We start from the raw sequence: 22486 nt of genomic DNA on the forward strand, positions 1-22486 counted from the left end.
TGAGTCCGCGATCTGCCTGGAAACCACATCGCCTGGTTTGACGACGGCTGCGCCGCCGATCGCAGCCTGCGGCAGCGGCTACAGGGACCGCGATGCCTGTGTAGCCGCTGCCGAGCTTGCGAGGCTGCGAACGGCAACGCAGTTGCCGCAAAACCTGAGTCCGCGATCTGCCTGGAAAACCACATCACCTGGTTTTACGACGGCTACGCCGCCGATTGCAGGCTACGCCAGCGGCTACAGGGATCGCGCTGTCCGCGAGGCAAAAAAATGCCCGCACAATGGCGGGCATTTTTTCAGCTCGGCGATAACGCCAGGCTTATTTGGCAGTGAATGCCGAGTAGCTGTTCATCAGGTTGCGGTAGTTCGGGATACGCTGCGACAGCAGGTTGGCCAGGCCTTCCATGTCGTTGCGCCAGTCACGCTGCAGCTCGCATGCCACGGAGAACCAGTTGACCAGTTGCGCGCCGGCGGCGGTCATGCGGGCCCAGGCGGCCTGCTGCACCACTTCGTTGAAGGTGCCGGAAGCGTCGGTCACGACGAACACGTCAAAACCTTCTTCCAGTGCGCACAGGGTCGGGAACGCCACGCAGACGTCGGTGACGACGCCGGCGATGATCAGTTGCTTGCGGCCGGTGGCCTTGATCGCCTTGACGAAATCTTCGTTGTCCCAGGCATTGATCTGGCCTGGACGAGCGATGTAGGGCGCGTCCGGGAACATCTGTTTCAGCTCGGGTACCAGTGGGCCGTTCGGGCCGGATTCGAAGCTGGTGGTGAGGATGGTCGGCAGCTTGAAGAACTTGGCGCAGTCGGCCAGGGCCAGCACGTTGTTCTTGAACTCGTTGGGCGAGAAATCCTGGACCAGCGAGATCAGGCCGGTCTGGTGGTCGACCAGCAGGACAACGGCGTCATTAATATCCAGACGTTTGTAGGGTACGTTGCTCATGTGAAACTCCTAGGTGGGTGGATGTCGCTATAAGCGCCGGCCGCTGCGGCCGGCACTGTTGTGGATCGTCAGAAGGCAAAGCACGAGCAGCCGAAGGCGCCCCAGAAGCCTTGGAAGTCACTGACCGGCACATTCGACAGGCGCGCCCGCTCGTGGCTGTGGGAGTGCACCGCGCACGGGCCGCTGCACTGGTGCACCTGGGCCACCAGCGGCGAGGTCGGACGCCAGTGCCCCGGCACCTTGACCACCGGCGACCAGTCCGGCAGCACCGGCACCATCGGCGGCGAAAGCTTGGAGAAGTCGCCGGCGGCGTACACCACCTTGCCGTCGACCACGGTCAGCACCGACTCGATCCACTTGATGGCCTCTTCCTCGACACTGAAGAAGTCCGCGGACAGGGCCGCCAGGTCCGCCAGCTGGCCGACCTTGATCTGGCCCTTCTTGCCCTGCTCCGAGGAGAACCAGGCGCTGCCGTGGGTGAACAGTTCCAGCGCGGTCTGCCGCGGCAGGCCTTCGGCGTGCAGCTCCATGCCGCCCACGGTCTTGCCGCTGACCATCCAGTACAGCGAGGTCCAGGGGTTGTAGCTGGAGACGCGGGTGGCGTCGGTGCCGGCGCCTACTGGCACGCCTTCGGCCAGCATGCGCTTGATCGGCGGGGTCTGTTCGGCGGCCTTGGCGCCGTAGCGATCGACGAAGTACTCGCCCTGGAACGCCATGCGGTCCTGGATCGCGATGCCGCCACCGAGGGCGCGAACCCGCTCGATGTTTTTCGGCGTGATGGTTTCGGCGTGGTCGAAGAACCACGGCAGGCCGTTGAAGGGGATATCGCGGTTGACCTTCTCGAACACGTCGAGCATGCGCGAGATCGACTCGTCGTAGGTCGCGTGCAGACGGAACGGCCAGCGCTGTTCCACCAGATGCCGCACCACCGGCTCCAGTTCCTGCTCCATGGTCTGCGGCAGGTCCGGACGCGGTTCGAGGAAGTCCTCGAAGTCGGCGGCGGAGAACACCAGCATTTCCCCGGCGCCGTTGTGGCGCAGGAAGTCGTCGCCCTGGTGCAGCTTGACGCTGCCGGTCCAGTTCTTGAAGTCGGTGAGTTCTTCCTTGGGCTTCTGGGTGAACAGGTTGTAGGCGATGCGCACCGTCAACTGCTGCTCCCGGGCCAGTTGCTCGATCACCGCGTAGTCGTCCGGGTAGTTCTGGAAACCGCCGCCGGCATCGATGGCGCTGGTCAGGCCCAGGCGATTGAGTTCGCGCATGAACTGGCGGGTCGAGTTGACCTGGTATTCCAGCGGCAGCTTCGGCCCCTTGGCCAGGGTCGAATAGAGGATCATTGCGTTGGGCCGCGCCACCAGCATGCCGGTGGGTTCGCCGTTGCTGTCGCGGACGATCTCGCCGCCCGGCGGGTTCGGCGTGTTGCGGGTGTAGCCGGCAACGCGCAGGGCCGCGCGGTTGAGCAAGGCGCGGTCGTACAGGTGCAGGACGAACACCGGAGTGTCCGGCGCCGCCTGGTTGAGTTCTTCCAGGGTCGGCATGCGCTTTTCGGCGAACTGGAATTCGTTCCAGCCGCCCACCACCCGCACCCACTGCGGGGTCGGCGTGCGGTCGGCCTGGTCCTTGAGCATGCGCAGGGCGTCGGCCAGCGACGGCACGCCTTCCCAGCGCAGTTCCAGGTTGTAGTTCAGGCCGCCACGGATCAAGTGCAGGTGCGAGTCGTTGAGGCCGGGGATCACCGTGCGGCCCTTGAGGTCGATGACCTGGGTGGCGCTGCCGCGCAAGGCCATGGCCTCGGCATCGGTGCCCACCGCGACGAAGCGCCCCTGGCTGATGGCGACTGCACTGGCGCGGGGTTTCTCACGGTCGACGGTGTGGAATTGACCATTGAACAGAATCAGATCGGCGTTCATCGGATGTCCTTCTGAATGGGAAGAGGCAAGGGACAGGCGCGGCCAGAAAGCCGCCGCGGCGCTGAGCAAGGATCCGGCCGCGAGCAAGTGGCGGCGCAGAGGATCGGTCGGGTCGTCGTTATTGGCCATGGCCGGGCTCCAGGTGTCGGTCGGTGACAGTGGCTTGCAACCAGGGGGCGAACAGCCGGGTCGCCAGGGGCATGAACAGGTAGACCACCGAGAGCACGATGGTCAGGGTGATCAGGAAAGTGGCGACCACGTAATTGCCAAGCCAGGCATTCAGTTGCAGCACAGGCCCCCAGATCAGCGGCACCAGCAGGGTGTGCGGCAGAATGACCAGCATAGTCAACAACGCCTGTTTCCACCGTGGCGGTGGCGAGGCGGCATCGGTCTGGGTGGAAAACCAGAATTCATGGACCGGGTGGACTTCGGTCTGGTCGCCGTCGGCCAGCATCGGCGCGGCTTCGTCGACCAGCGCCCGGCGTTGCGGCGAGTCGAGCCAGCGCTGCATCGCCTCGGTGGAGCAAAAGCGCAGCACGCAGGTGAACAGGTCGAGGCCGCCGCTCTTGCCGCGAATCACGTCCACGCCCAGGTGCCCTTCGTACTGCCCGGCAACCCCGACAATGCGCCGCAACCAGGCTTCATAAGGCGCTTCCAGGCCAGCCTTGACCCGGTGCTTGACGATCAGCGTCACGACCTCATCGGAGTCCGGCCGCGCGCTGGCCTCGAGGCGATTGGAATCAGACATAACGCAAGGCTCCGGCGAAACGATCATTGAGGGCCAGCCGTCCCGGGCCGGCGATAAGAATGCTGCTGAACAGGATCAACAGCAGCCAGGCGAACTGGCCTTCGGCCAGGCTCCACTGCGGGTGCACCACCAGCAATGCCACCAGCAGCACCGCGAGGATCGGCAGGCAGGCCAGGCGCACCGCCACCCCGGCGACGATCAGCAACGGGCACAGCACCTCGGCGAAGATCGCCAGCATCAGCGTCAGGTTGGCGCCCAGCTGGAACGGGTCTTCGATGCGTTGCAGCTCAGCGCTGTAGTCGAGCAGTTTCGGCAGGCCGTGCACCCACAGCAGAAACAGCCCGGCGCTGACTCGCAAAAACAGCAGCCCGAGGTCCCGGGCCCGTTCATCCCATAGTGAAGCGTTCATTGGCACACCCGCACAATTTGAAAAGTCCTCGGCGTCAACGCCGAGATTGCATGGTGCCGCTGCGCGGGCGGGAAAAATTGAACGCATGTGCTCTCTTCGCCACGGGGCCCGGCACGATCGCCAGCGCCTAGGCGCTGTGGATCTTCAAGGGCTCGGACATGAACTGGGCGATCCGCGAACGCAACCAGCGCTCGGCCGGATCGTTGTCGTGCACCCCGCTCCAGGCCATGGACAACTGCGCCGCCTCGATGGCGAACGGCGGGTCCTCGGCGCGCAAGGCACAGCCTTCGACCAGGGCACAGGCCGCGTAGTCGGGCACGGTGGCGATCATCTCGGTGCCGGCGAGCAAGGCCCGCAAACCGCTGAACTGCGGCACACCTAACACCACGCGGCGGCTGCGCCCGACCTTGGCCAGGTCGAGGTCGATATTGCCGCTCAGGTCGCCGGAGAACGACACCATGGCGTGGGGCCGCCGGCAGTATTCATCGAGGGTCAAGGGCTCGGGGCGGTTGTCACCACGCAGCACTTTGCAGCCGATGTCCCGCAGCTTCTTGCGCTTGGCATTGGCCGGCAACTCGGTGGTGTAGCTGACCCCGACCGAGATCTCCCCCGAGGCCAGCAAGGCCGGCATCAACAGGTAGTTGGCCCGGCGCACCACCACGACTATGCCCGGGGCCTCCTCGCGCAACTGGCTCAACAACGGCGGGAACAGGCCGAACTCGGCATCGTCCGAGAGGCCGATGCGGAACAGGTCGCAGCTGGTCGCCGGATCGAATTCCTTGGCCCGGCTGACCGCGCCCGAGATCGCGTCCATCGCCGGTTGCAGCTCCTTGAGGATCACCAGCGCCCGGGCCGTCGGCTCCATCCCGCGGCCGTTGCGCAACAGCAGCGGATCGTCGAACAGGTCGCGCAGGCGGCCGAGCGCGGCGCTCACCGCGGGCTGGCCCATGAACAGTTTTTCCGCGACCCGGGTCAGGTTCTTTTCGAACATCAGGGCCTCGAAAATCACCAGCAGGTTCATGTCGATGCGGCGCAGATCGTTACGGTTCATAGCGGCAGTCCCCTTGTGTGTTCAGCCAGCGCACGTCACTCGATCATCGGCACCTTGGCCGCCCGCTGGTAAGGCCCGTACTCGGCCGGCACCCACTGGAAATGCCCATCCACCGCGGCGATATGGCCCACGCCCGGGAACGGCAGGTGCGCCGCGGTCACCCAGGTCTTGTTGCTGGCCGCCTCGCTGAAGACCTTGGCCCGGGCCTTGATCGCCTGCTGGTTGTCGACGTCGAAACGGATCGACACTTCCGGGTGCTCGAACTGCACCGCCAGGTTATGCACCAGGTCGCCCATGAACAGGATGCTCTGGCCCTGGGAAGTGAAGCGGTAGGTGGTGCTGCCCGGGGTATGCCCGGCTTCCAGCTGGGCCTCGACGCCCGGCACCGGCGACTGGCCGCTGGCGAAGGTCTTGAAGCGTCCGGCGGCGCGGTACGGGGCGGTGGAGTCCTGGGCGATCTTGAAAAACTCCCGGGCACCGGCGGGCGCCTTGGCCAGCGCCTGCGGATCGAGCCAGTAGTCGGCTTCGGCCTGGGCGGCGTAGACCGTGGCGTTGGCGAACAGCGGTTGTTGCTTGCCATCCACCAGCCCGCACACGTGGTCCAGGTGCAGGTGGGTGAGCAGGATGGCGTCGACCTGCTCCGGGCGATAACCGGCGGCCTGCATGTTCGCCGTGAGCATGCCGGCGGTGGCGCCGATGCACTGGCCGGCGCCGGTGTCCACCAGGATCAGTTGCTTGCCGGTGTTGACCAAAAAGGCGTTGAAGGCGGTCTGTACCCCCGGGGTCTCGATCGAGCGGCGGGCCAGCAAGGCGCGGATCTGGCCCTGGGTCATGCCCTGGAGCAGCTTCGGCGACAGGTCGTTGTAGCCATCGAACAGCGCCGTCACTTCGTAGTCGCCCACCGCCAGGCGGTAGTAACCGGGTACCTGGGTGCCCTGGACCGGCGCCTGCGCCTGGGCGCCAAGCGATGTCAGGACCAATGCCAGGGCTGCTCCGCGCAGCGTGCACAGCAGAGAATGCGTCATGCCTTCACCTTTTTGATCGAGTCAGAAAAACGGCCACTCCCGAGCCAGCCGTACAAGGTCGATCATGCACCGGCCGCGCGCCGCAAAAATTGCAGCCATGTGCTCAGTTGCGGCCACTGCCCACCTGCGGGTTAACGGAATTAACAACGTTTAACTCGCAAGCCCCCGCCACGCCACCAAGAATGAAGCCCTCTGCGCAGACCTGTTTTCTAAATCGGGAAGCGCCCGGCCCACCCTGCGGTGCGTCGGCGCATGCCCACCGACACGGAATTTCGTCATGGCCCACGCTCAGCACAACGCCGTCAGGGCGCCCGCCCCACAAAGCCGAAAAACCACCCCCGGCGGCCTTTCTCCCTGGCGCGAAAGCCTGGTCAAGCAAATGATCCTCGACGGCCTGAGCAGCACCCTGGAAGTCACCGAGCTCGCCCGGGCCTGCGCCCTGTCCCGCAGCCATTTCTCCCGCGCCTTCAAGTGCAGCACCGGCCTGTCGCCCCAGGAATGGATCCGCTGCCAGCGCATCGCCCGGGCCAAGCAACTGATCCAGGACACCGACCTGACCCTGACGCAGATCAGCCTGGAATGCGGCTTCTGCGACCAGGCGCACTTCTGCCACATCTTCACCCACAGCGAAGGCATCAACCCGTTCGCCTGGCGGTGCCGGGTCCTGCGCGCCCGCCCCTGCCTCAACCAGGCGAGCGCATAAGGCCGCGACACGCTTGAGATCCGGCAATAAAAAACGCCGAGAGGCAAAAACCTCCCGGCGTTTTTTATGGATCAGGCGCAGGTTACCGAACCACTCAGGCCTCGATGAACGCCAGCAGGTCGGCGTTGAGCTGATCCTTGTGGGTGTCGGTCAGGCCATGGGGCGCGCCTGGATAGACCAGCAGCTTCGCGTCCTTGACCAGCTTGGCCGAGGCAATGCCGGCGGCTTCGATCGGCACGATCTGGTCGGCGTCGCCGTGCACCACCAGGGTCGGCACGTCGAATTTCTTCAGGTCTTCGGTGAAGTCGGTTTCGGAGAAGGCCTTGATGCAGTCATAGGTGTTCTTGTGGCCCGCCATCATGCCCTGCATCCAGAACCAGTCGATCATGCCCTGGGACGGCTTGGCGCCAGGCTGGTTGAACCCGAAGAACGGCCCGCTGGCGACGTCCTTGTACAGCTGCGAACGGTCGGCCAGCGACGCTTCGCGCAGGCCGTCGAAGACTTCGATCGGCAGGCCGCCGGGGTTGGCCGCGGTCCTGAGCATCAGCGGCGGCACTGCGGAAATCAGCCCGGCCTTGGCGACCCGCGCCGTGCCGTGGCGACCGATGTAGCGCGCCACTTCGCCACCGCCGGTGGAGAAGCCGAACAGCACCGCGTTTTGCAGGTCCAGGCGTTCGATCAGCTGCGCCAGGTCGTCGGCGTAGGTGTCCATCTCGTTGCCCGACCAGGGTTGGCTGGAGCGGCCATGCCCGCGGCGGTCATGGGCGATGACCCGGTAGCCCTTGGACGCCAGGAAGATCATCTGCGCCTCCCAGCTGTCGCTGTTCAGCGGCCAGCCGTGGCTGAAGACGACGGGTTGGCCGCTGCCCCAGTCCTTGTAATAGATCTCGGTACCGTCGCGGGTGGTGAATGTACTCATGGCATGTGCTCCTTCAGGGGGTTGGGTGACTCAAATCGATGATTGGGCCAGGCGCTCGGCCAGGCGCGCCACCCGCTGGCCCAGGTGCGCGGCGGTGCGGCGGTCTTCGAGCGGGGGTGCGTGTTCGGGGGACTGTTCGACATTCGACTGGGCCATGGCGCCCAGGGAACTGCCGAGGCGATTCAACTGGCCATCGAAGACCCCGATGCTGGAGCGCGCCGGCAGCAGGTCGAGGCCGACCCAGATCATCGAGTGCTGGGCCGCGAAGACCGCCATCTGCAACAAGGTGTTGAGCTTGTCGCCACACAGGCAACCGGAATTGGTGAAGCCGGCGGCGAGCTTGTCGCGCCAGGGCTGGGCCAGGTAGAAGGCCGCGGTGGCCTCCATGAAGCCCTTGAACGGCGCCGAGGCGCTGCCCATGTAGGTCGGCGCGCCGAAGATGATGGCGTCGGCCTGGTGCAGGCGCTCCCACTGGTCGTGCACCTCCTCGACCGGGATCAGCCGGCAGGCGCTGTTCAGGTGGCTTTCCACCCCCTGGGCCACGGCTTCGGCCATGACCCGGGTATGGCCATAGCCACTGTGATAGACCACCACCACCTTGCTCATTCCGGCATCCTCCAGACGTGTTCATCCCTTTTTTCTTCGCGCGGCACGCACGATCGTCCCTTCGATCGGCGACATGAAGACCTGGAGTTTTGGGCGTAGGGCGGATACAGGGCGAGTTAAACGTTGTTAATTTTCAGTGGCGCGGGCACGGCCCCTGCCCGCTCGTCGCCAGAGCCGCGGCCAATGAATACGGGCCCCATCGCTGGCAAGGAGATTGCTGCGGTCAGCGCACCGGATGCACGCCCGTCCGCGCCGCGTTGCGTTGTTCGGGAAACCTGAGGAACATGCTCGAAAACCGCGAGATAGAAGGTCGTGCCCTTCGTCCGCCCTTCCCGCACAGGTGCCACGGGAAACACTGGAAAAAAGCAAAGCAGCAGGAGTGAGCCGTTGACCCTAGCCCCCGAACAAGCTGTGCATTTCGGCCCCTACCGGATCTACCCCGGGCAACGCCTGATCCTGGAAGCCGAGCGGCCCTTGCGCCTGGGCCGCCGCTCCATGGACATCCTGCTGATCCTCCTGGAACACGCCGGCGAAGTGGTCAGCAAGCAGCAACTGATCGCCCGGGTCTGGCCCAGGAGCGTGGTCGAAGACACCAACCTGCGGGTGCACATGGCGGCGCTGCGCAAGGCCCTGGGCGACGGCCAGGCCGGCCAGCGCTACATCGTCACCGTGGCCCAGCGCGGCTACAGCTTCGTCGCGCCCTTCTCCCTGGAGCCGTTCTCCCCCGAGCGTTTCGAGCAAAGCCCCGCAGGCGCTCCCGCCGAGCCGAGCGGGCATAACCTGCCGGTGCGCCGCACCCGCCTGATCGGCCGCCAGGTGCTGGTGGACAATGTGATGCGGCAACTGGCGCGCCAGCGTTTCATCACCCTGGTCGGCCCCGGCGGCATCGGCAAGACCACCGTGGCCCTGCGGGTCGCCGAACAGCTGATCGGCCAGTACCGCGACGGCATCCGCCTGCTGGACCTGGCGCCGCTCAACGACCCGCAAATGATCACCAGCCACCTGGCGACCCTCCTCGACCTGGCGCTGCACGACGGCGAACCGGTGGCCGGCCTGGCGAGCTTCCTGCGCGAGCGGCAGATGCTGCTGGTGATCGACAACTGCGAGCACTTGCTCGACGCCATTGCGCCGCTCTGCGAAAGCATCCTGCGCGCGGCGCCGCAGGTGCATGTCCTGGCCACCAGCCGCGAGAGCCTGCGGGCCGAGGGCGAATTCGTGCAACGCCTGGAATCCCTCGATTGCCCACCGCCCATCGCGGTGCTGGACCGCGCCCAGGCCCTGACTTTTTCGGCCCTGCAGTTGTTCGTCGAACGGGCGATGGCCAGCCACGACAGTTTCGAACTGAGCCACGCCGAACTGCCCCTGGCGATCGATATCTGCCGGCGCCTGGACGGCATTCCCCTGGCCATCGAACTGGCCGCCGCCCAGGTCGGCAACCTGGGGCTCGCCGGCTTGCTCAGCCAGTTGCAAGGCAGCTTTCGCCTGCTGCCCCAGGGCGGCCAGATCACCCCGGGCCGTCATCAGACCCTGCGCGCCACCCTGGACTGGAGCTTCGAGCTGCTCAGCGCCTGCGAGCAGGCCTGCCTGCGCCGGCTGGGCATCTTCCGGGGCGGCTTCACCCTGCAATCGGCCGCGGCGGTGATCGTCGGCGAGCACATCGAAGCCCGCGTGGTCTTTACCTCGATCACCCAGCTGGTGGCCAAGTCCCTGCTGAACGTGGAGGTCGGCGACGAGGAAGTGTTCTATCGCCTGCTGGACACCACCCGCAGCTATGCCCTGGAAAAACTCGAGCAGGCCGCCGAGCTGCCGGCTACCCGCAGGCGACACGCCGAACGTTGCCTGGCCCTGATGCACCAGGCCCAGGACGATTGGGAACAGACCCCCTCGACGCTCTGGGTCGAGCGGCACGCCCGCAGCCTGGAAGACATCCGCGCGGCGCTCGACTGGGGCCTGAATGCCCAGGGCCCGCAACAGCTGGCGATCCGCCTGGCCGCTGTCTCCGCGCCGCTTTGGCAGGAGCTGTCGCTGCTCAAGGAACATGGCGCCCATGTGCGCAAGGCCCTGACCCTGCTGCACGCGACAGACCAGCCCTGCCCGCGCCTGACCCAGGCCCTCAAGCTGGCGCTCGGCAGCGCCTGCTACCACACCCAGGGCAACAGCGCCGAAGCCATCGAGGCCTTCGTCGCCGCCAGGACCCTGGCCGAAGGCAGCGACGATGTGGCCGCCCAGCTCAAGGCGGTGTCCGGGCACATGGCGGTCAACCTCAGTTGCGGCCACTACCAACTGGCCCTGGAGCAAAGCCGGCAGTTCGACCACCTGGCGCTGCGCGACGCCGGCGCCAACGCAATGTCCCTCAGCACCCAGCGCCTGCAGGTGCTGGCCCTGCACTTTGCCGGCGACCAACCGCAGGCCCGGGACAAGGCCGAGCAAGTCATCCAGCTGATGGCCCAGAGCGGCAACCTGAGCCGCTTCACCCGCGGCTTTGGCGTGCAGTACGACCAGAGCGTCGCCGCCCTGACGATCCTGGCGCGGATCCTCTGGTTGCAGGGCCATCCGGAAAAAGCCTGGCGCACCGCGCGCCAGGCCCTGGAGATCGCCTTGCAGATCAACCACGGCACGTCCATCTGCTACACCCTGGCGCTGGCCGGCTGCCTGATCGCCCACTACAACGGCGACACCGCGACCGCCCGCGAACTCCTGCGCCTGCTGCTGGAGCAGGCGCAGAAGCATTCGGTGCTGCTGTTCTACACCTGGGGCCGGCACTATGCGCAGGTCATCGAAGGCGCCCCTGAGTTCTCGCCGACGCAATCCGGCGTCGGGCTGATCGGCGAAATCATGGTGACCCTGGACGGCGCTTTCATCGATAACGCCTTGCTGCAACGGGCCGAAAGCGGCACGGCCGGCTGGAGCACGGCGGAGATCCTGCGCGCCAGGGCCGAGGCGCTGCTGACCGACAATGCGCCTGGCACCGCCGAAGCGGTGCTGCACCAGGCGTTGGCAGTGGCCAGGGCCCAGGGCGCGCTGACCTGGGAATTGCGCAGCGCCACCTCGCTGGCCCGGCTCTGGCAGCGCCAGGGCCAGGCCCGGCGCGCCCATGAGCTGCTCGCACCACTCTACGCCCGGTTCACCGAAGGTTTTGCCACGCCGGACCTAACCCGCGTCCGTGAATTGCTCGATGAGCTGCAACGAGACCTTCCTGACTGACAGCCAGCGGGTCTTGCCGATGGCATGGGCATGCCGCCGTTCGAACACCCGCAGTTGCCCGCTGTGTTCGAGCTTTTCCAGCGCGTAGGCGCGGGTGGTGTTGAGAAAGCGGTAATGCGTCGTGCCCTGGCCCTGCTCCAGCGCCAGCAGCGATTTGCGCGCCAGTTGCGCCATGACCTCGGCCACGCACTCGGGCCGCAGCACCGCACAGCTGATGACGTCGGTGGCGGCCCGCACGGTGAAGGCCGTGTCGAACACCGCCAGGCGCTGCAGCAGGGTCTGCTCCAGCCGGCTCAGGCGTTGATAGCTCCAGTCCAGGGCGGACTTGAGCGTCTGATGCCGCGCCACGGCCGTGCGCCGGCCCTGGGTCAGCAGTTGAAAGCAGTTGTCCAGCTGCGCTTGCAGCCCCACCAGCGCCAGCGCGTCGATCTGCGCCGCCGCCAGTTCGATGGCCAATGGCAAGCCATCGAGCCGTCGGCAGATTTCGCGCACCGCTGCCAGGTCCTGTTCCCGCAAGGCAAAGTCTTGCTGGCGGGCCCGGGCGCGGCTGACGAACAGTTGCACCGCCGAATGGCTCATGACCTCGGCCACGCTGTGCAACGCCGAAGCCGGCGGCACCGACAGGGCCGCCAGGCCATGCACGGTCTCCCCCGCAGCCTGTAGCGGTTCGCGGCTGGTGGCCAGGATCGACAGCCGTGGCGCCGAGGCCAGCACCTGCTCGACCACGGCCCGGCAGCGTTCGAGCAGGTGCTCGCAATTGTCCAGCACCAGCAAGGCATGCCGGGTTGCCAGCGCCTCCAGGCCGGCGTCCAGTTCAAGGCTGTGCCTCATGTACTCGACCAGTTGCGCCGGGTCGTCGATGCTCGCCAGGTCGATGAACCACACACCGTCGTGGTAGTGCTGCAACAGCAGCTCGGCGACCCGTAGCGCGACCGTGGTCTTGCCGATCCCCGCCGGGCCGACCAGGGTCATGAAGCGGCGCACCGGCAACTGCCGGACCAGGCTGCCGACCAGCGGATCGCGACCGGTGACCGGGGTCAGCCGTGCCGGCAGGTTGTGTTGGGGTTTGTGCAGGCTGGCCAGCGCGACCGGCTCTTCTTGCGCCTCGCGCAGCACCGGGGCAATGAAGCAATAACCGCGCTGCGGAATGTTGATGATGTAGCCTTGCCCGTCCGGGCCTTCGCCAAGGGCGCGCCGCAGGGCGGCGATGTGCACGCGCAGGTTGATGTCCTCGACCACCGAGTTCGGCCAGACGCAGGCGATCAGTTCGTCCTTGCCCACCACCTGGCCGGCGCGCTCGACCAGCACCCGCAGGATGTCCAGGGCACGCCCGCCCATGCGCAACGGCCGATCGCCGTCCAGGACCAGCCGCTGCCGCAGGTGGAAGGCGTAGGGGCCGAACCGCAGCACCGCATCACTGTTCAAGTCTCTGACGCTGTTCATGCGCATCCACGTGCTGGAAACCCGGCCTGGCGCCAGGCTCCCGCACCTCCATTACCAAGAATTCCCCAGTATCTTGGCAGGCAGCGATGACGGTACAACCGCCCTGGAGGGAGCGTCACGGCCATCGCGGTGCGCCAGACGGACAAGCCGGCACTAGCTGAACTGTTCGCGGTACTGGGTGGGGGTCAGGCCGAGCTTTTCACTGAACAGAAAGCGCATGTGGCGCACGCTGCCGAAGCCGCTTTTGTAGGCCACGGTCTTGAGCGGCAGGTCGCTGGTCTCCAGCAGGTTCCGCGCGCGGTCGATGCGTGCGCTTTGCAGGAACTCCATCGGCGTCATGTTCACTTCCCGGGCGAACACCCGGGCGAAATGGCGCGTGCTCATGTTCGCCAGGCTGGCCATGCGCTCGATGCTGAAGGCTTCGTCCAGGCGTTCGAGCACATGGTTCTGCACCCGGGTCACCGGCGTTTCCTGCGGCGCCACCGTGGCCATCAACGGGCTGAACTGCGCCTGCCCGCCCTGGCGCTTCATCACCACCAGCAACACCTTGGCCACGTCCTGGGCGACTTTCTTGCCGTGGTCGCGGGCGACCACCGCCAATGCCAGGTCGATGCCGGCGGTGACCCCGCCCGAGGTGATCAGGTTGCGGTCCTCGACGAAGATCTGGTCGGTCTCCACCGTTGCCTTGGGGAAGGCCCGGATCAGGCGCTCCGTGTAGTGCCAGTGGGTCGTCACCCGAAACCCGTCGAGCAACCCGGCATGCCCGAGGATGAAGGCCCCGGTGCAGATCGAGCCATAGACGGCCGAGCGGCGCACGGCTCCCGCCAGCCAGTCGAGCAAGGGTGGATGCTTTTCGTTGTAGGCCCCCGGCCCCCCGGGCACCAGCAGCAGGTCATAGTTGTCGCGCGCCTGGTCGATATGCATGTCGGCCTGGACGCTGACGCCGTTGGAAGCGCGCAACGGGCCGTGCTCGGTGCCGATCGTCGAGAGCTGGTAATGGTCCTTCGGCTCCAGATAACGATTGGCGATGGAAAACACCTCCATGGGCCCGGCCATGTCGAGCAGGAGAAAGTCTGGAAACAGCACCATTGCCACGGTTTTCATGGGTAAAGATCACTGATATCAAAGGGTTAAAAGCCTAACGCCGACCCTGCAGATTATGCCCGGACGGCGCGCGATCGTCGGACAAGAATACGTGATTCAGCGCACAAAATTGTCAACCCGAAAGGGACAGTCTTTCAGTTTCCATCTACTTATTGCATCACAGGGTAAACATTAGCCTTCTCCTCAACCGGACGAATTCCCGTCCCGACAGGAGATTCCCCCATGCTGACCCTTCGCAAAGCCTCTGATCGCGGCGCCGCCAACCACGGTTGGTTGAAGTCGTTCCACACCTTTTCCTTCGCCAACTACCGCAACCCGCGGGAGCAGGGTTTTTCCGACCTGCTGGTGATCAACGACGACCGGGTCGCCGCCGGCAAGGGCTTCGGCCAGCACCCGCACCGGGACATGGAGATTTTCTCCTATGTGCTCGAAGGCGCCCTGGAACACAAGGACACCCTGGGCACCGGTTCGGTGATCCGCCCTGGCGACGTGCAACTGATGAGCGCTGGCAGCGGCGTGGCCCACAGCGAGTACAACCACTCGGCCACCCAGCCTGTGCACTTCCTGCAGATATGGATAGTGCCGGATGTCAGCGGCGCCAGGCCGCGTTACCAGCAAGAGCATTTCAGCCCGCAGCAAAAACGCGGTCGCCTGCAACTGATCATCTCCCCCGAGGGCGCCGACGGTTCGCTGCAGGTGCGCCAGGATGCGCGGGTCTATGCCGGGCTGATCGATGGCCAGGAAAGCGCCACCCTGAAGCTCGACGCCGACCGCTACGCCTATGTGCATGTGGCCCGCGGCTCGGTCGAGCTCAATGGCCTGCTCTTGCAGGAAGGCGATGGCGTGCGGGTCCGCAAGGAACAGGCACTGACCTTGAGCAACGGCGCGGATGCCGAAGTGCTGGTGTTCGATCTGCGGGCGCAGGAACTGCCCGAGATGCCTTGACCGGCACTGGCCTGGGGGTTTGCGCCCCCGGGCCTGACTGGCAAACAGCCAGGGCCCCGCAAGCGTTTGAGGCGATATCGGCGAGGCATATCCGCTATCGATGCCGATGATTTCCGCCGCACAGGCGCCACCTTGCAGAATCCACCCCAGCCCATCCCTTTCCACCGCTCACCCATCAAGGACGCCCCCATGTCAGCGCCTACCACCGCGACACTTCCCATGCGTAATGCAGTCTGGCTGCATATTTTCGCCGGCCTGTGCGCCAGCCTGGTCAGTATCGGGCTGGCGCGCTTTGCCTATACCCCGCTGATCCCGCAGCTGATCCAGGCCCACTGGTTCGTCCAGGCCGACGTGGTCTACCTCGGCGCCGCCAACCTTGCCGGCTACCTGATCGGCGCGCTGATCGGCCATCCCCTGGGCAAGCGCCTGAGCAATCCGCGGGTGCTGCGGCTGATGCTGGTGGTCGCCACCCTGTCGTTCTTCGCCTGTGCCTGGGCCCTGTCCTTCAGCTGGTTCTTCGTCTGGCGCCTGCTCTCGGGGATCGCCGGCGGCGCCATCATGGTGCTGGTGGCGTCCACTGTGCTGCCCCACGTACCGCCAGCGCGCCGAGGCGCGGCCAGCGGCGCGATCTTCCTCGGCATCGGCCTGGGCATCGCCGGCTCCGGCACCCTGGTGCCGGCCCTGCTGGAATGGGGCCTGCGCGACACCTGGCTAGGCCTGGGGCTGGTGGCCGCGGTGCTGACCGCCGCCAGCTGGTTCTGCTGGCCGCAGACCCAGCCCGAGCCCGCTGTCGCGGTGAAGGCCAGCGAGCCGGCCAACCATGAAGAGCCGGCGTCCGGCCGTGGCCTGCGCCTGCTGTTCGCCCAGTACGCCTTGATGGCTACCGGGCTGGTGCCGGCCATGGTGTTCCTGGTGGACTACGTGGCCCGCGGCCTCGATGCCGGCACCCATGTGGCGGCGCTGGTGTGGGTGATGTATGGGGTCGGCGCGATCTTTGGGCCGATGGTCTACGGCATGCTCGCCGACCACCTCGGGGCCCGCCGCAGCATCCGCTGGGTGCTGATCGTGCAGGCGCTGGCGGTGGGCGCGTTGAGCATCACCAGCCAGCCGTGGCTGCTGTGCGGGCTGGCGGTACTGGTCGGCTCGTTCCCACCCGGCATCGTGCCTCTGGCCCTGGCCCGGGTCCACGAACTGAAGCAACACGCCCATGCCCAACAGGTCGCCTGGAGCCGCGCGACCGTGGCCTTCGCCAGCTTCCAGGCGCTGGCCGGGGCCGCCTACTCGCTGATCTTCAATGCCAGCGGCGGCCATCATCAGCAGCTGTTCGTGATCGCCAGCCTGGCGTTGTTGCTGGCCATCGCGCTGGATCTCGCCGCCCGCCGGCTGCGCTAGTACAGGTCGCCCACCGCTGCCGCGGTGGGCGACTTGCGTTATCAAAGCCCCTCATTGAGCCCTCGGATTTGACCGGCGGACCTCGCCATTCACGAAGAGCCTGTGAAATCCCTTTCCAATGCCTTCGCGCAAGAATAATGTAGCAATATCTACATTTTTCAGATCTGTCACTACATGAATAACTGGCTAGCGCTAATCCTCGGATTGCCGACCGCGAATGCAACAGCGCGCATGCGCGCCTGGCGAGCCCTGAAAGCCTCCGGGGCCGCGGTGTTGCGCGACGGTGCCTACCTGTTGCCGGACACCGCCACCTGCCGCGAAACGCTGGCCGCGGTTGAGCGCGACATCCTGGCCCTCAATGGCACCGCCTTTGTCCTGCCCGTGGTGGACCCCAACGGCGAACGCTTTATCGGGTTGTTCGACCGCAACGAGGACTACAGCAAACTGCGCAACGAAATCGAGGAGTGCCGGGGGCAACTGACGGCGCAGAATGCCCTGGCCAGCACCCGGCAGATTCGCAAGCTGCGCAAAGCCTACGATCAGCTGGCCAGCATCGATTTTTTCCCCGGCCAGCCGAAGCAGCACACCGACGCCGCCTTGCAGGAGCTGGAGACGGCGGTCAGCCGGGCCTTGTCGACGGATGAGCCGTATAGCCACGACCTGCCCATCACCCTGCTCAGCCCGGGCGACTATCAGGGCCGTGCCTGGGCGACCCGCAAGCGCCCCTGGGTCGACCGCCTGGCGAGTGCCTGGCTGATCCGCCGCTTCATCGATCCCAAGGCGCGGATCCTCTGGCTGGACCAGCCCCAGGACTGCCCGGCCGACGCCCTGGGTTTCGACTTCGATGACGCAGCGTTCAGCCATGTCGGCAACCGCGTGACCTTCGAAACCCTGCAAGCCAGTTTTGCCCTTCGGCAACCCGGCCTGGATCGTCTCGCGGCCCTGGTGCACTACCTCGATATCGGCGGCATCCAGCCCGCGGAGGCTGCCGGCATCGAGCGGGTACTGGCCGGGCTGCGCGAAACCATCAGCCATGACGACCAGCTGCTGGCCGCTGCCAGCGCCATCTTCGACGGCCTGCTCGCCGAGTTCGAGAAAGAGGAACAACCCCATGAGTAAGGTTTCCGAGTCGGCGCTGGAAACGGATCCGCCGAGGCCCGGGCCGGTCGGTTTGCGCGAGGCCTTCTGGTTCTGGCTCAAGCTCGGCTTCATCAGCTTTGGCGGGCCCGCGGGGCAGATTTCGATCATGCACCAGGAACTGGTAGAACGCCGGGGCTGGATCTCCGAGCGACGCTTCCTGCACGCCCTCAACTACTGCATGTTGCTGCCCGGGCCCGAGGCCCAGCAGTTGGCGACCTACATTGGCTGGCTGATGCATCGGACCTGGGGCGGCGTGATTGCCGGCGCGCTGTTCGTATTGCCCTCGCTGTTCATCCTGATCGCCTTGTCCTGGCTGTACATCGCCTTCGGCGAAGTCCCGGTGGTGGCCGGGCTGTTCTATGGCATCAAGCCCGCGGTGACGGCGATAGTCATACAGGCGGCGCACCGGATCGGCTCGCGGGCCCTGAAGAACCCTTGGCTGTGGGCGATAGCCGCGGCGTCATTCACCGCGATCTTTGCCTTCAACGTGCCGTTTCCGTTGATCGTGTTGGGGGCCGCCTTGATCGGTTACCTCGGCGGTCGCCTGGCACCCGAGAAGTTCAAGGTCGGAGGGCACGGTGCGGCTAAAAAGTCCTTCGGCCCGGCCTTGATCGATGACGACACCCCTGCCCCTGGGCATGCCCGCTTCAGTTGGCTGAAACTCGCGCTGCTGGCATTCATCGGTGCCCTGTTGTGGGCCTTGCCGATGGGCGCCCTGACCGCGCTGTTCGGCTGGCAAGGCACCTTGACCCAGATGGGCTGGTTCTTCACCAAGGCCGCCCTGCTGACCTTCGGCGGTGCCTATGCCGTGCTGCCGTATGTCTATCAGGGCGCGGTGGGTCACTACGGCTGGCTGACCCCGACCCAGATGATCGACGGCCTGGCCCTGGGGGAAACCACCCCCGGGCCGCTGATCATGGTGGTGGCCTTCGTCGGCTTCGTCGGGGCTTATGTCTCGCAAGTGTTTGGCGCCGACCAGGTGTTCCTGGCCGGGGCGGTCGCGGCGTCGCTGGTCACCTGGTTCACCTTCCTGCCTTCGTTCCTGTTCATCCTCGCCGGCGGCCCGCTGGTGGAGTCGACCCACAACGAGCTCAAGTTCACCGCGCCGCTCACCGGGATCACCGCCGCGGTGGTCGGGGTGATCCTCAACCTGGCGTGCTTCTTCGGCTACCACGTGCTGTGGCCGAACGGCTTCAGCGGCGCCCTCGACTGGCCCTCGGCGCTGATCGCCCTGGCCGCGGCGGTTGCCCTGTTCCGCTTCAAGCGCGGCGTGATCCAGGTGCTGATGGCCTGTGCGCTGGCGGGCCTGGCCGTGCACCTGCTGCGCTAGGGCACAGGCGCCGGCCCGCCAACGCTGCGGGCCTCAGCCCTGCCCCTTGAGGAAATGGCGGATGCGGATCTTCACCCCGTCGCTCTGGAAGCGGCGGGCGGCCGCTTCGATCTTCAGTTCGGCGCGGGTCACCCGCTCGTGGTGACGCAGGTGGCCGACCCAGGATTCGTCGAAGAAAATCTCGCACCACAGGCGCGGGTTTTCGCTGTCCTGCAACAGGCACCAGGAAAACGAACCGTTGCGCTGGCGCATGCGTCGCACCGGGTTCATCGCCTGCTGGAAGGCCTGGGCGTGTTCGGGGGCGATGTCGTATTCCAGGCGGATCATCACCGGGCCGCGTTCCAGGTCCTGGTCGGCGCTGAGCAGCGGTTGCGGCCAGTGCAGCGACGGCGCCAGGTCTTCGGCGCTGCGCTGGGGCAAGCCGACCCGCCAGGTCAGCCCGACCCCGGCCAGCAGCACCGCGGCCGCCACGCTCAGGGCAAGGCTCATGGACAACAGGCTGGCCACCCAGCCCCAGAGCAACCCGCCCAGGGCCATGCTGCCGAAGAACATCAGGATATACACCGCCAGCGCCCGCGCCCGCACCCAGGCCGGCACCGAGGTCTGGGCCGCCACCTGGAAACTCGAGAGCACGGCGATCCAGGCGCCGCCGCTGATCAGCATCACCGGGATCAACAGATAGAAGTCGCGCAGCCAGGCCAGGGCGAACAGCACCAGGGCGTAGATCACGCTGGCCAGCGCCACCAGGCGATCCACCGCCAGGTGCTGGCGCAGCCGCGGCAACAGCATCGCCCCCAGCACCGCGCCGAGGCCGACACTGCCGAGCAACACGCCGAACTGAGTCGCGCTGCCCTGCAACTCGCCGCGCACGATCAACGGCAGCAAGGACATGCCGGCGCTGGCGCCGAAGAAGAACGCCAGGGTGCGAATCAGCACCCGTTGCAGCGGATGGGAACTGCGGGCGTAGCGCCAGCCCACGCGGATCGCACTGAACAGCCGCTCCGCCGGCAGCACCGCGACCTTCGGCTCGCGCCGCCAGCAGGCGAGCACGGCGATCACCGCAAAGAACGACAGCGCATTCACCGCAAAGGTCGCCCAGGGCCCGGCCAGGCTCACCAGGACCCCGGCGATGGCCGGGCCCACGGCGCGCGCCACGTTGGTCCCGACGCTGCTCAAGGCGATGGCCGCGGGCAATTCGCCGGCGGGCACCAGTTCCGGGGTCAGGGCCGACCAGGCCGGCATCATCAGCGCTGTGCCGATGCCCATGGCCAGGGTCAACAGCAGCAACAGGGGCACCGTCATCAGGCCACTGAGGGTCAGGAACGCCAGGAGCATGGCGACGCTGGCCATCCAGCCCTGCACCAGCAACAGGTAGCGGCGCTTGTCGACGATATCGGCCAGCGCCCCCGCCGGCAGCGCGAGGAAAAACATCGGCGCCGCGGCGGCCACCTGCACCAGCGCCACCGTCATCGGGCTGGCCGACAACGAGGTCATCAGCCAACCGGCGCCCACCTCGTGCATCCAGGTGCCGATGTTCGAGGCGATGCTGGCCAGCCACAGCCCGCGAAACAGGCCATGCTTGAGCGGGCTCCAGGGCGACAGGGAGGCCGCGCTACGGGAGGAATCGAGGGTCTGTTTCATGACGGTCCTTGAGTCGTGGGAACGGTGTGCAATCCGGGCGTTTTCATCGCCAACGACCACCGGCCGACGCAAGCGGGTTGCGTCAGCCGGTGGTCATTGGCGACAGGCTTACTTGACCTGACGCTGCGGCGCCTTGTGCACCATGGTGTAGGCATAGTCCACGCCCATGCCGTAGGCGCCGCTGTGCTCGCGCACCAGGTCCATCACCGCGTCGTAGGTTTCCTTGTGCGCCCAGTCGCGCTGGAACTCGAGCAGCACTTGCTGCCAGGTCACCGGCACCGCGCCGGCCTGGATCATGCGTTGCACCGACATGTCGTGGGCTTCCTGGCTGGTGCCGCCGGAAGCGTCGGTGACGATGTACACCTCATAACCTTCGGCCAGGGCTTCCAGGGCCGGGAAGTTCAGGCAGACCTCGGTCCACAGCGCGGCCATGATCAGCTTCTTGCGTCCGGTGGCCTTCACTGCTTCCACCAGTTTCTTGTCTTCCCAGGAGTTCATCGAGGTGCGCTCGATCGGCTGGTGATCCGGGAACACGCTGAGCAGTTCCGGCCAGATGTAGCCGCTGAAGCTTTCGGTTTCCACCGAGGTGAAGATGGTCGGCACGTTGAAGATCTTCGCCGCCTTGGCCAGGCCCACGGTGTTGTTCTTCAGGGTCTGGCGGTCGATCGACTGCACACCGAAGGACATCTGTGGCTGGTGGTCGATCAGGATCAGGGCGGAGTTGCTTGGGTTGAGCAGTTCACGGATAGACATGGCGCGTTCCTTTTGATGTCGATAGCTAAGTGGGTTAAAGCGTTGAGTTGCAAAATTCGGGGGCTCGGCGCGGATTCCGTTGTGGAGGCTTTGCTGCCGGCTTGGTGGCTAATTTAGGGGCTAGATTAAAAAGGGACAATTCCCTAAAATCGAGAATCATTGATTCCAAAATAGGGACAGTCATGGATCGCATCGAATGCATGCGCGCGTTTGTCATCACGGTCGATGCCAACGGCTTCGCCGCTGCGGCCCGGGCCATGGACGTGCCGCGCTCGAAAGTCAGCAAACAGATCCAGGCGTTGGAGGAAGCCATCGGCGTGCAGTTGCTGCACCGCACCACCCGCAGCCTGCACCTGACCGAAGCCGGCGCCGAGTACTACGAGTCGGCGCGGGAAGTCCTGGCCGCCGTGGACGAGGCCGAACAGCGGGCGCGGGACGGCATCGGCGAATTGCGCGGGGTGCTGCGGGTCAACGCGCCGATGTCCTTTGGCTTGCGCCGCCTCGGGCCGCTGGTGCCGCTATTCCATGAGCAGCACCCGAACATCGAGTTGCAGCTGGTGCTCAGCGACCAGCAGGTGGACCCGGTACGCGGCGGTTTCGACGTGACCATCCGCATCGCCAGCCTGGCCGACTCGTCGATGGTCGCCAAGCTGCTGGCCCCGGCGCCGCGGATCATGGTGGCCTCGCCGGACTACCTGAAGCGCGCCGGCATCCCGCAGACGCCCCGCGACCTGACCGCCCACCAGTGCCTGAACTATGGCTACCTGCAAAGCGGAGTCAGCCTGCAATTGAGCAACGGCAAAGACACCCAGCGCGTCCACGTCACCGGCCCGCTGCACGCCAACAACGGCGACCTGCTGGCCCAGGCCGCCGAGGCCGGCATGGGCATCGCCCTGCTGCCCGACTTCATCGTCGCCGACGCCCTGGCCGCCGGCCGCCTGGTGCCGGTGCTGTGCGAATGGCAGGCGCCGCCGATCAGCATCCACGCGGTGTACCCGTCGGCCCGGCGCGTGCCGCAAAAGACCCGGGCCTTTATCGAATTCCTGGTCGCCCAGTTGGCGGAGAAACCGCCTGTGCATCCGTAGGTGATCCAGGCGAGATGGGGTGTCAGATACACCGCCTCGCGGGCAAGCCTCGCTCCTACAGAAGCCGGGAACACCATGGCGTCCCTGTAGCCGCTGCCGAGCCCGCGAGGCTGCGATCGGCAACGCAGGGGCCGCAAA

At 66.1% G+C, this 22486-nt stretch carries 19 protein-coding genes; 7 read left to right on the forward strand and 12 right to left on the reverse strand.

Going from position 1 to position 22486, the window contains the following annotated elements; genetic code table 11:
- Positions 1-316: 316 nt before the first annotated feature.
- From ycaC to DK261_RS30990, 6 genes are all read right to left on the reverse strand, one after another.
- Positions 317-943: an isochorismate family cysteine hydrolase YcaC gene (gene ycaC / locus DK261_RS30965; RefSeq protein ID WP_009049581.1), complete on the reverse strand. Its 627-nt coding sequence runs from the start codon at positions 941-943 to the stop codon at positions 317-319.
- 68 nt (positions 944-1011) lie between these two features.
- The gene (locus tag DK261_RS30970; protein WP_009049582.1) at positions 1012-2850 is read right to left on the reverse strand and encodes an amidohydrolase; all 1839 of its coding nucleotides are present in this window, start codon (positions 2848-2850) and stop codon (positions 1012-1014) included.
- A gap of 118 nt (positions 2851-2968) precedes the next feature.
- Positions 2969-3598, reverse strand: a complete 630-nt coding sequence (locus DK261_RS30975; protein ID WP_016703070.1) for an antibiotic biosynthesis monooxygenase — start codon at positions 3596-3598, stop codon at positions 2969-2971.
- The gene (locus tag DK261_RS30980; RefSeq protein ID WP_110177330.1) at positions 3591-4007 is read right to left on the reverse strand and encodes a DoxX family protein; all 417 of its coding nucleotides are present in this window, start codon (positions 4005-4007) and stop codon (positions 3591-3593) included. The genes DK261_RS30975 and DK261_RS30980 overlap by 8 nt, the downstream gene beginning before the upstream one ends.
- 127 nt (positions 4008-4134) lie before the next feature.
- Positions 4135-5058, reverse strand: a complete 924-nt coding sequence (locus tag DK261_RS30985) for a LysR family transcriptional regulator (RefSeq protein WP_009049585.1) — start codon at positions 5056-5058, stop codon at positions 4135-4137.
- A gap of 35 nt (positions 5059-5093) precedes the next feature.
- Positions 5094-6083 carry an MBL fold metallo-hydrolase gene (locus DK261_RS30990; protein ID WP_110177332.1) on the reverse strand — a complete coding sequence of 330 codons (990 nt, stop codon included), beginning with the start codon at positions 6081-6083 and terminating at the stop codon, positions 5094-5096.
- Positions 6084-6360: 277 nt separating this feature from the next.
- Here DK261_RS30990 and DK261_RS30995 point away from each other — a divergent pair, with 277 nt between their 5' ends.
- Positions 6361-6786 (forward strand): AraC family transcriptional regulator, encoded by a 426-nt coding sequence (locus DK261_RS30995; protein WP_009049587.1) that lies wholly within the window; start codon positions 6361-6363, stop codon positions 6784-6786.
- 94 nt (positions 6787-6880) lie between these two features.
- Here DK261_RS30995 and DK261_RS31000 read toward each other — a convergent pair whose 3' ends face one another.
- On the reverse strand, positions 6881-7705 hold the full coding sequence (locus DK261_RS31000) for an alpha/beta fold hydrolase (protein WP_101282744.1): 825 nt from the start codon (positions 7703-7705) through the stop codon (positions 6881-6883).
- Between the two features lie 30 nt (positions 7706-7735).
- Positions 7736-8311, reverse strand: coding sequence for a flavodoxin family protein (locus DK261_RS31005; RefSeq protein WP_110177335.1), 576 nt, complete (start codon positions 8309-8311; stop codon positions 7736-7738).
- 387 nt (positions 8312-8698) lie between these two features.
- Here DK261_RS31005 and DK261_RS31010 point away from each other — a divergent pair, with 387 nt between their 5' ends.
- A complete protein-coding gene (locus DK261_RS31010) occupies positions 8699-11515 on the forward strand; it encodes a winged helix-turn-helix domain-containing protein (RefSeq protein WP_110177337.1) in 2817 nt (938 codons plus the stop codon).
- Here the strand turns inward: DK261_RS31010 and DK261_RS31015 are convergent.
- Both DK261_RS31015 and DK261_RS31020 read right to left on the reverse strand, forming a co-directional pair.
- Positions 11462-12958, reverse strand: coding sequence for a winged helix-turn-helix domain-containing protein (locus DK261_RS31015; protein ID WP_110177527.1), 1497 nt, complete (start codon positions 12956-12958; stop codon positions 11462-11464). The genes DK261_RS31010 and DK261_RS31015 overlap by 54 nt on opposite strands.
- 153 nt (positions 12959-13111) lie before the next feature.
- Positions 13112-14062: a GlxA family transcriptional regulator gene (locus DK261_RS31020; protein ID WP_009049592.1), complete on the reverse strand. Its 951-nt coding sequence runs from the start codon at positions 14060-14062 to the stop codon at positions 13112-13114.
- A gap of 222 nt (positions 14063-14284) precedes the next feature.
- Here DK261_RS31020 and DK261_RS31025 point away from each other — a divergent pair, with 222 nt between their 5' ends.
- The 4 genes from DK261_RS31025 to chrA all read left to right on the forward strand — a co-directional run bounded on the left by DK261_RS31025 (position 14285) and on the right by chrA (position 18869).
- The gene (locus DK261_RS31025) at positions 14285-15007 is read left to right on the forward strand and encodes a pirin family protein (RefSeq protein WP_009049593.1); all 723 of its coding nucleotides are present in this window, start codon (positions 14285-14287) and stop codon (positions 15005-15007) included.
- A 219-nt stretch (positions 15008-15226) separates the two neighbouring features.
- The gene (locus tag DK261_RS31030; RefSeq protein ID WP_256597619.1) at positions 15227-16399 is read left to right on the forward strand and encodes a YbfB/YjiJ family MFS transporter; all 1173 of its coding nucleotides are present in this window, start codon (positions 15227-15229) and stop codon (positions 16397-16399) included.
- Positions 16400-16573: 174 nt separating this feature from the next.
- Positions 16574-17518: a chromate resistance protein ChrB domain-containing protein gene (locus DK261_RS31035; RefSeq protein ID WP_110177341.1), complete on the forward strand. Its 945-nt coding sequence runs from the start codon at positions 16574-16576 to the stop codon at positions 17516-17518.
- Complete coding sequence (gene chrA / locus DK261_RS31040; RefSeq protein ID WP_110177344.1) at positions 17511-18869, forward strand: chromate efflux transporter; 1359 nt, start codon at positions 17511-17513, stop codon at positions 18867-18869. The genes DK261_RS31035 and chrA overlap by 8 nt, the downstream gene beginning before the upstream one ends.
- Before the next feature lie 33 nt (positions 18870-18902).
- Here the strand turns inward: chrA and DK261_RS31045 are convergent, their stop codons facing one another.
- Together DK261_RS31045 and DK261_RS31050 are read right to left on the reverse strand one after the other, a co-directional pair.
- A complete protein-coding gene (locus tag DK261_RS31045) occupies positions 18903-20510 on the reverse strand; it encodes an MFS transporter (RefSeq protein ID WP_101282750.1) in 1608 nt (535 codons plus the stop codon).
- 108 nt (positions 20511-20618) lie between these two features.
- Complete coding sequence (locus DK261_RS31050; protein WP_009048370.1) at positions 20619-21263, reverse strand: hydrolase; 645 nt, start codon at positions 21261-21263, stop codon at positions 20619-20621.
- 182 nt (positions 21264-21445) lie between these two features.
- On the opposite strand from DK261_RS31050, the gene DK261_RS31055 reads away from it, so the two are divergent.
- Positions 21446-22348, forward strand: a complete 903-nt coding sequence (locus DK261_RS31055) for a LysR family transcriptional regulator (protein ID WP_009048369.1) — start codon at positions 21446-21448, stop codon at positions 22346-22348.
- Positions 22349-22486: the final 138 nt, after the last annotated feature.

The sequence above is a fragment of the Pseudomonas sp. RW409 genome (assembly GCF_003184125.1).
GTDB classification, from domain to species: domain Bacteria; phylum Pseudomonadota; class Gammaproteobacteria; order Pseudomonadales; family Pseudomonadaceae; genus Aquipseudomonas; species Aquipseudomonas chlororaphis_I.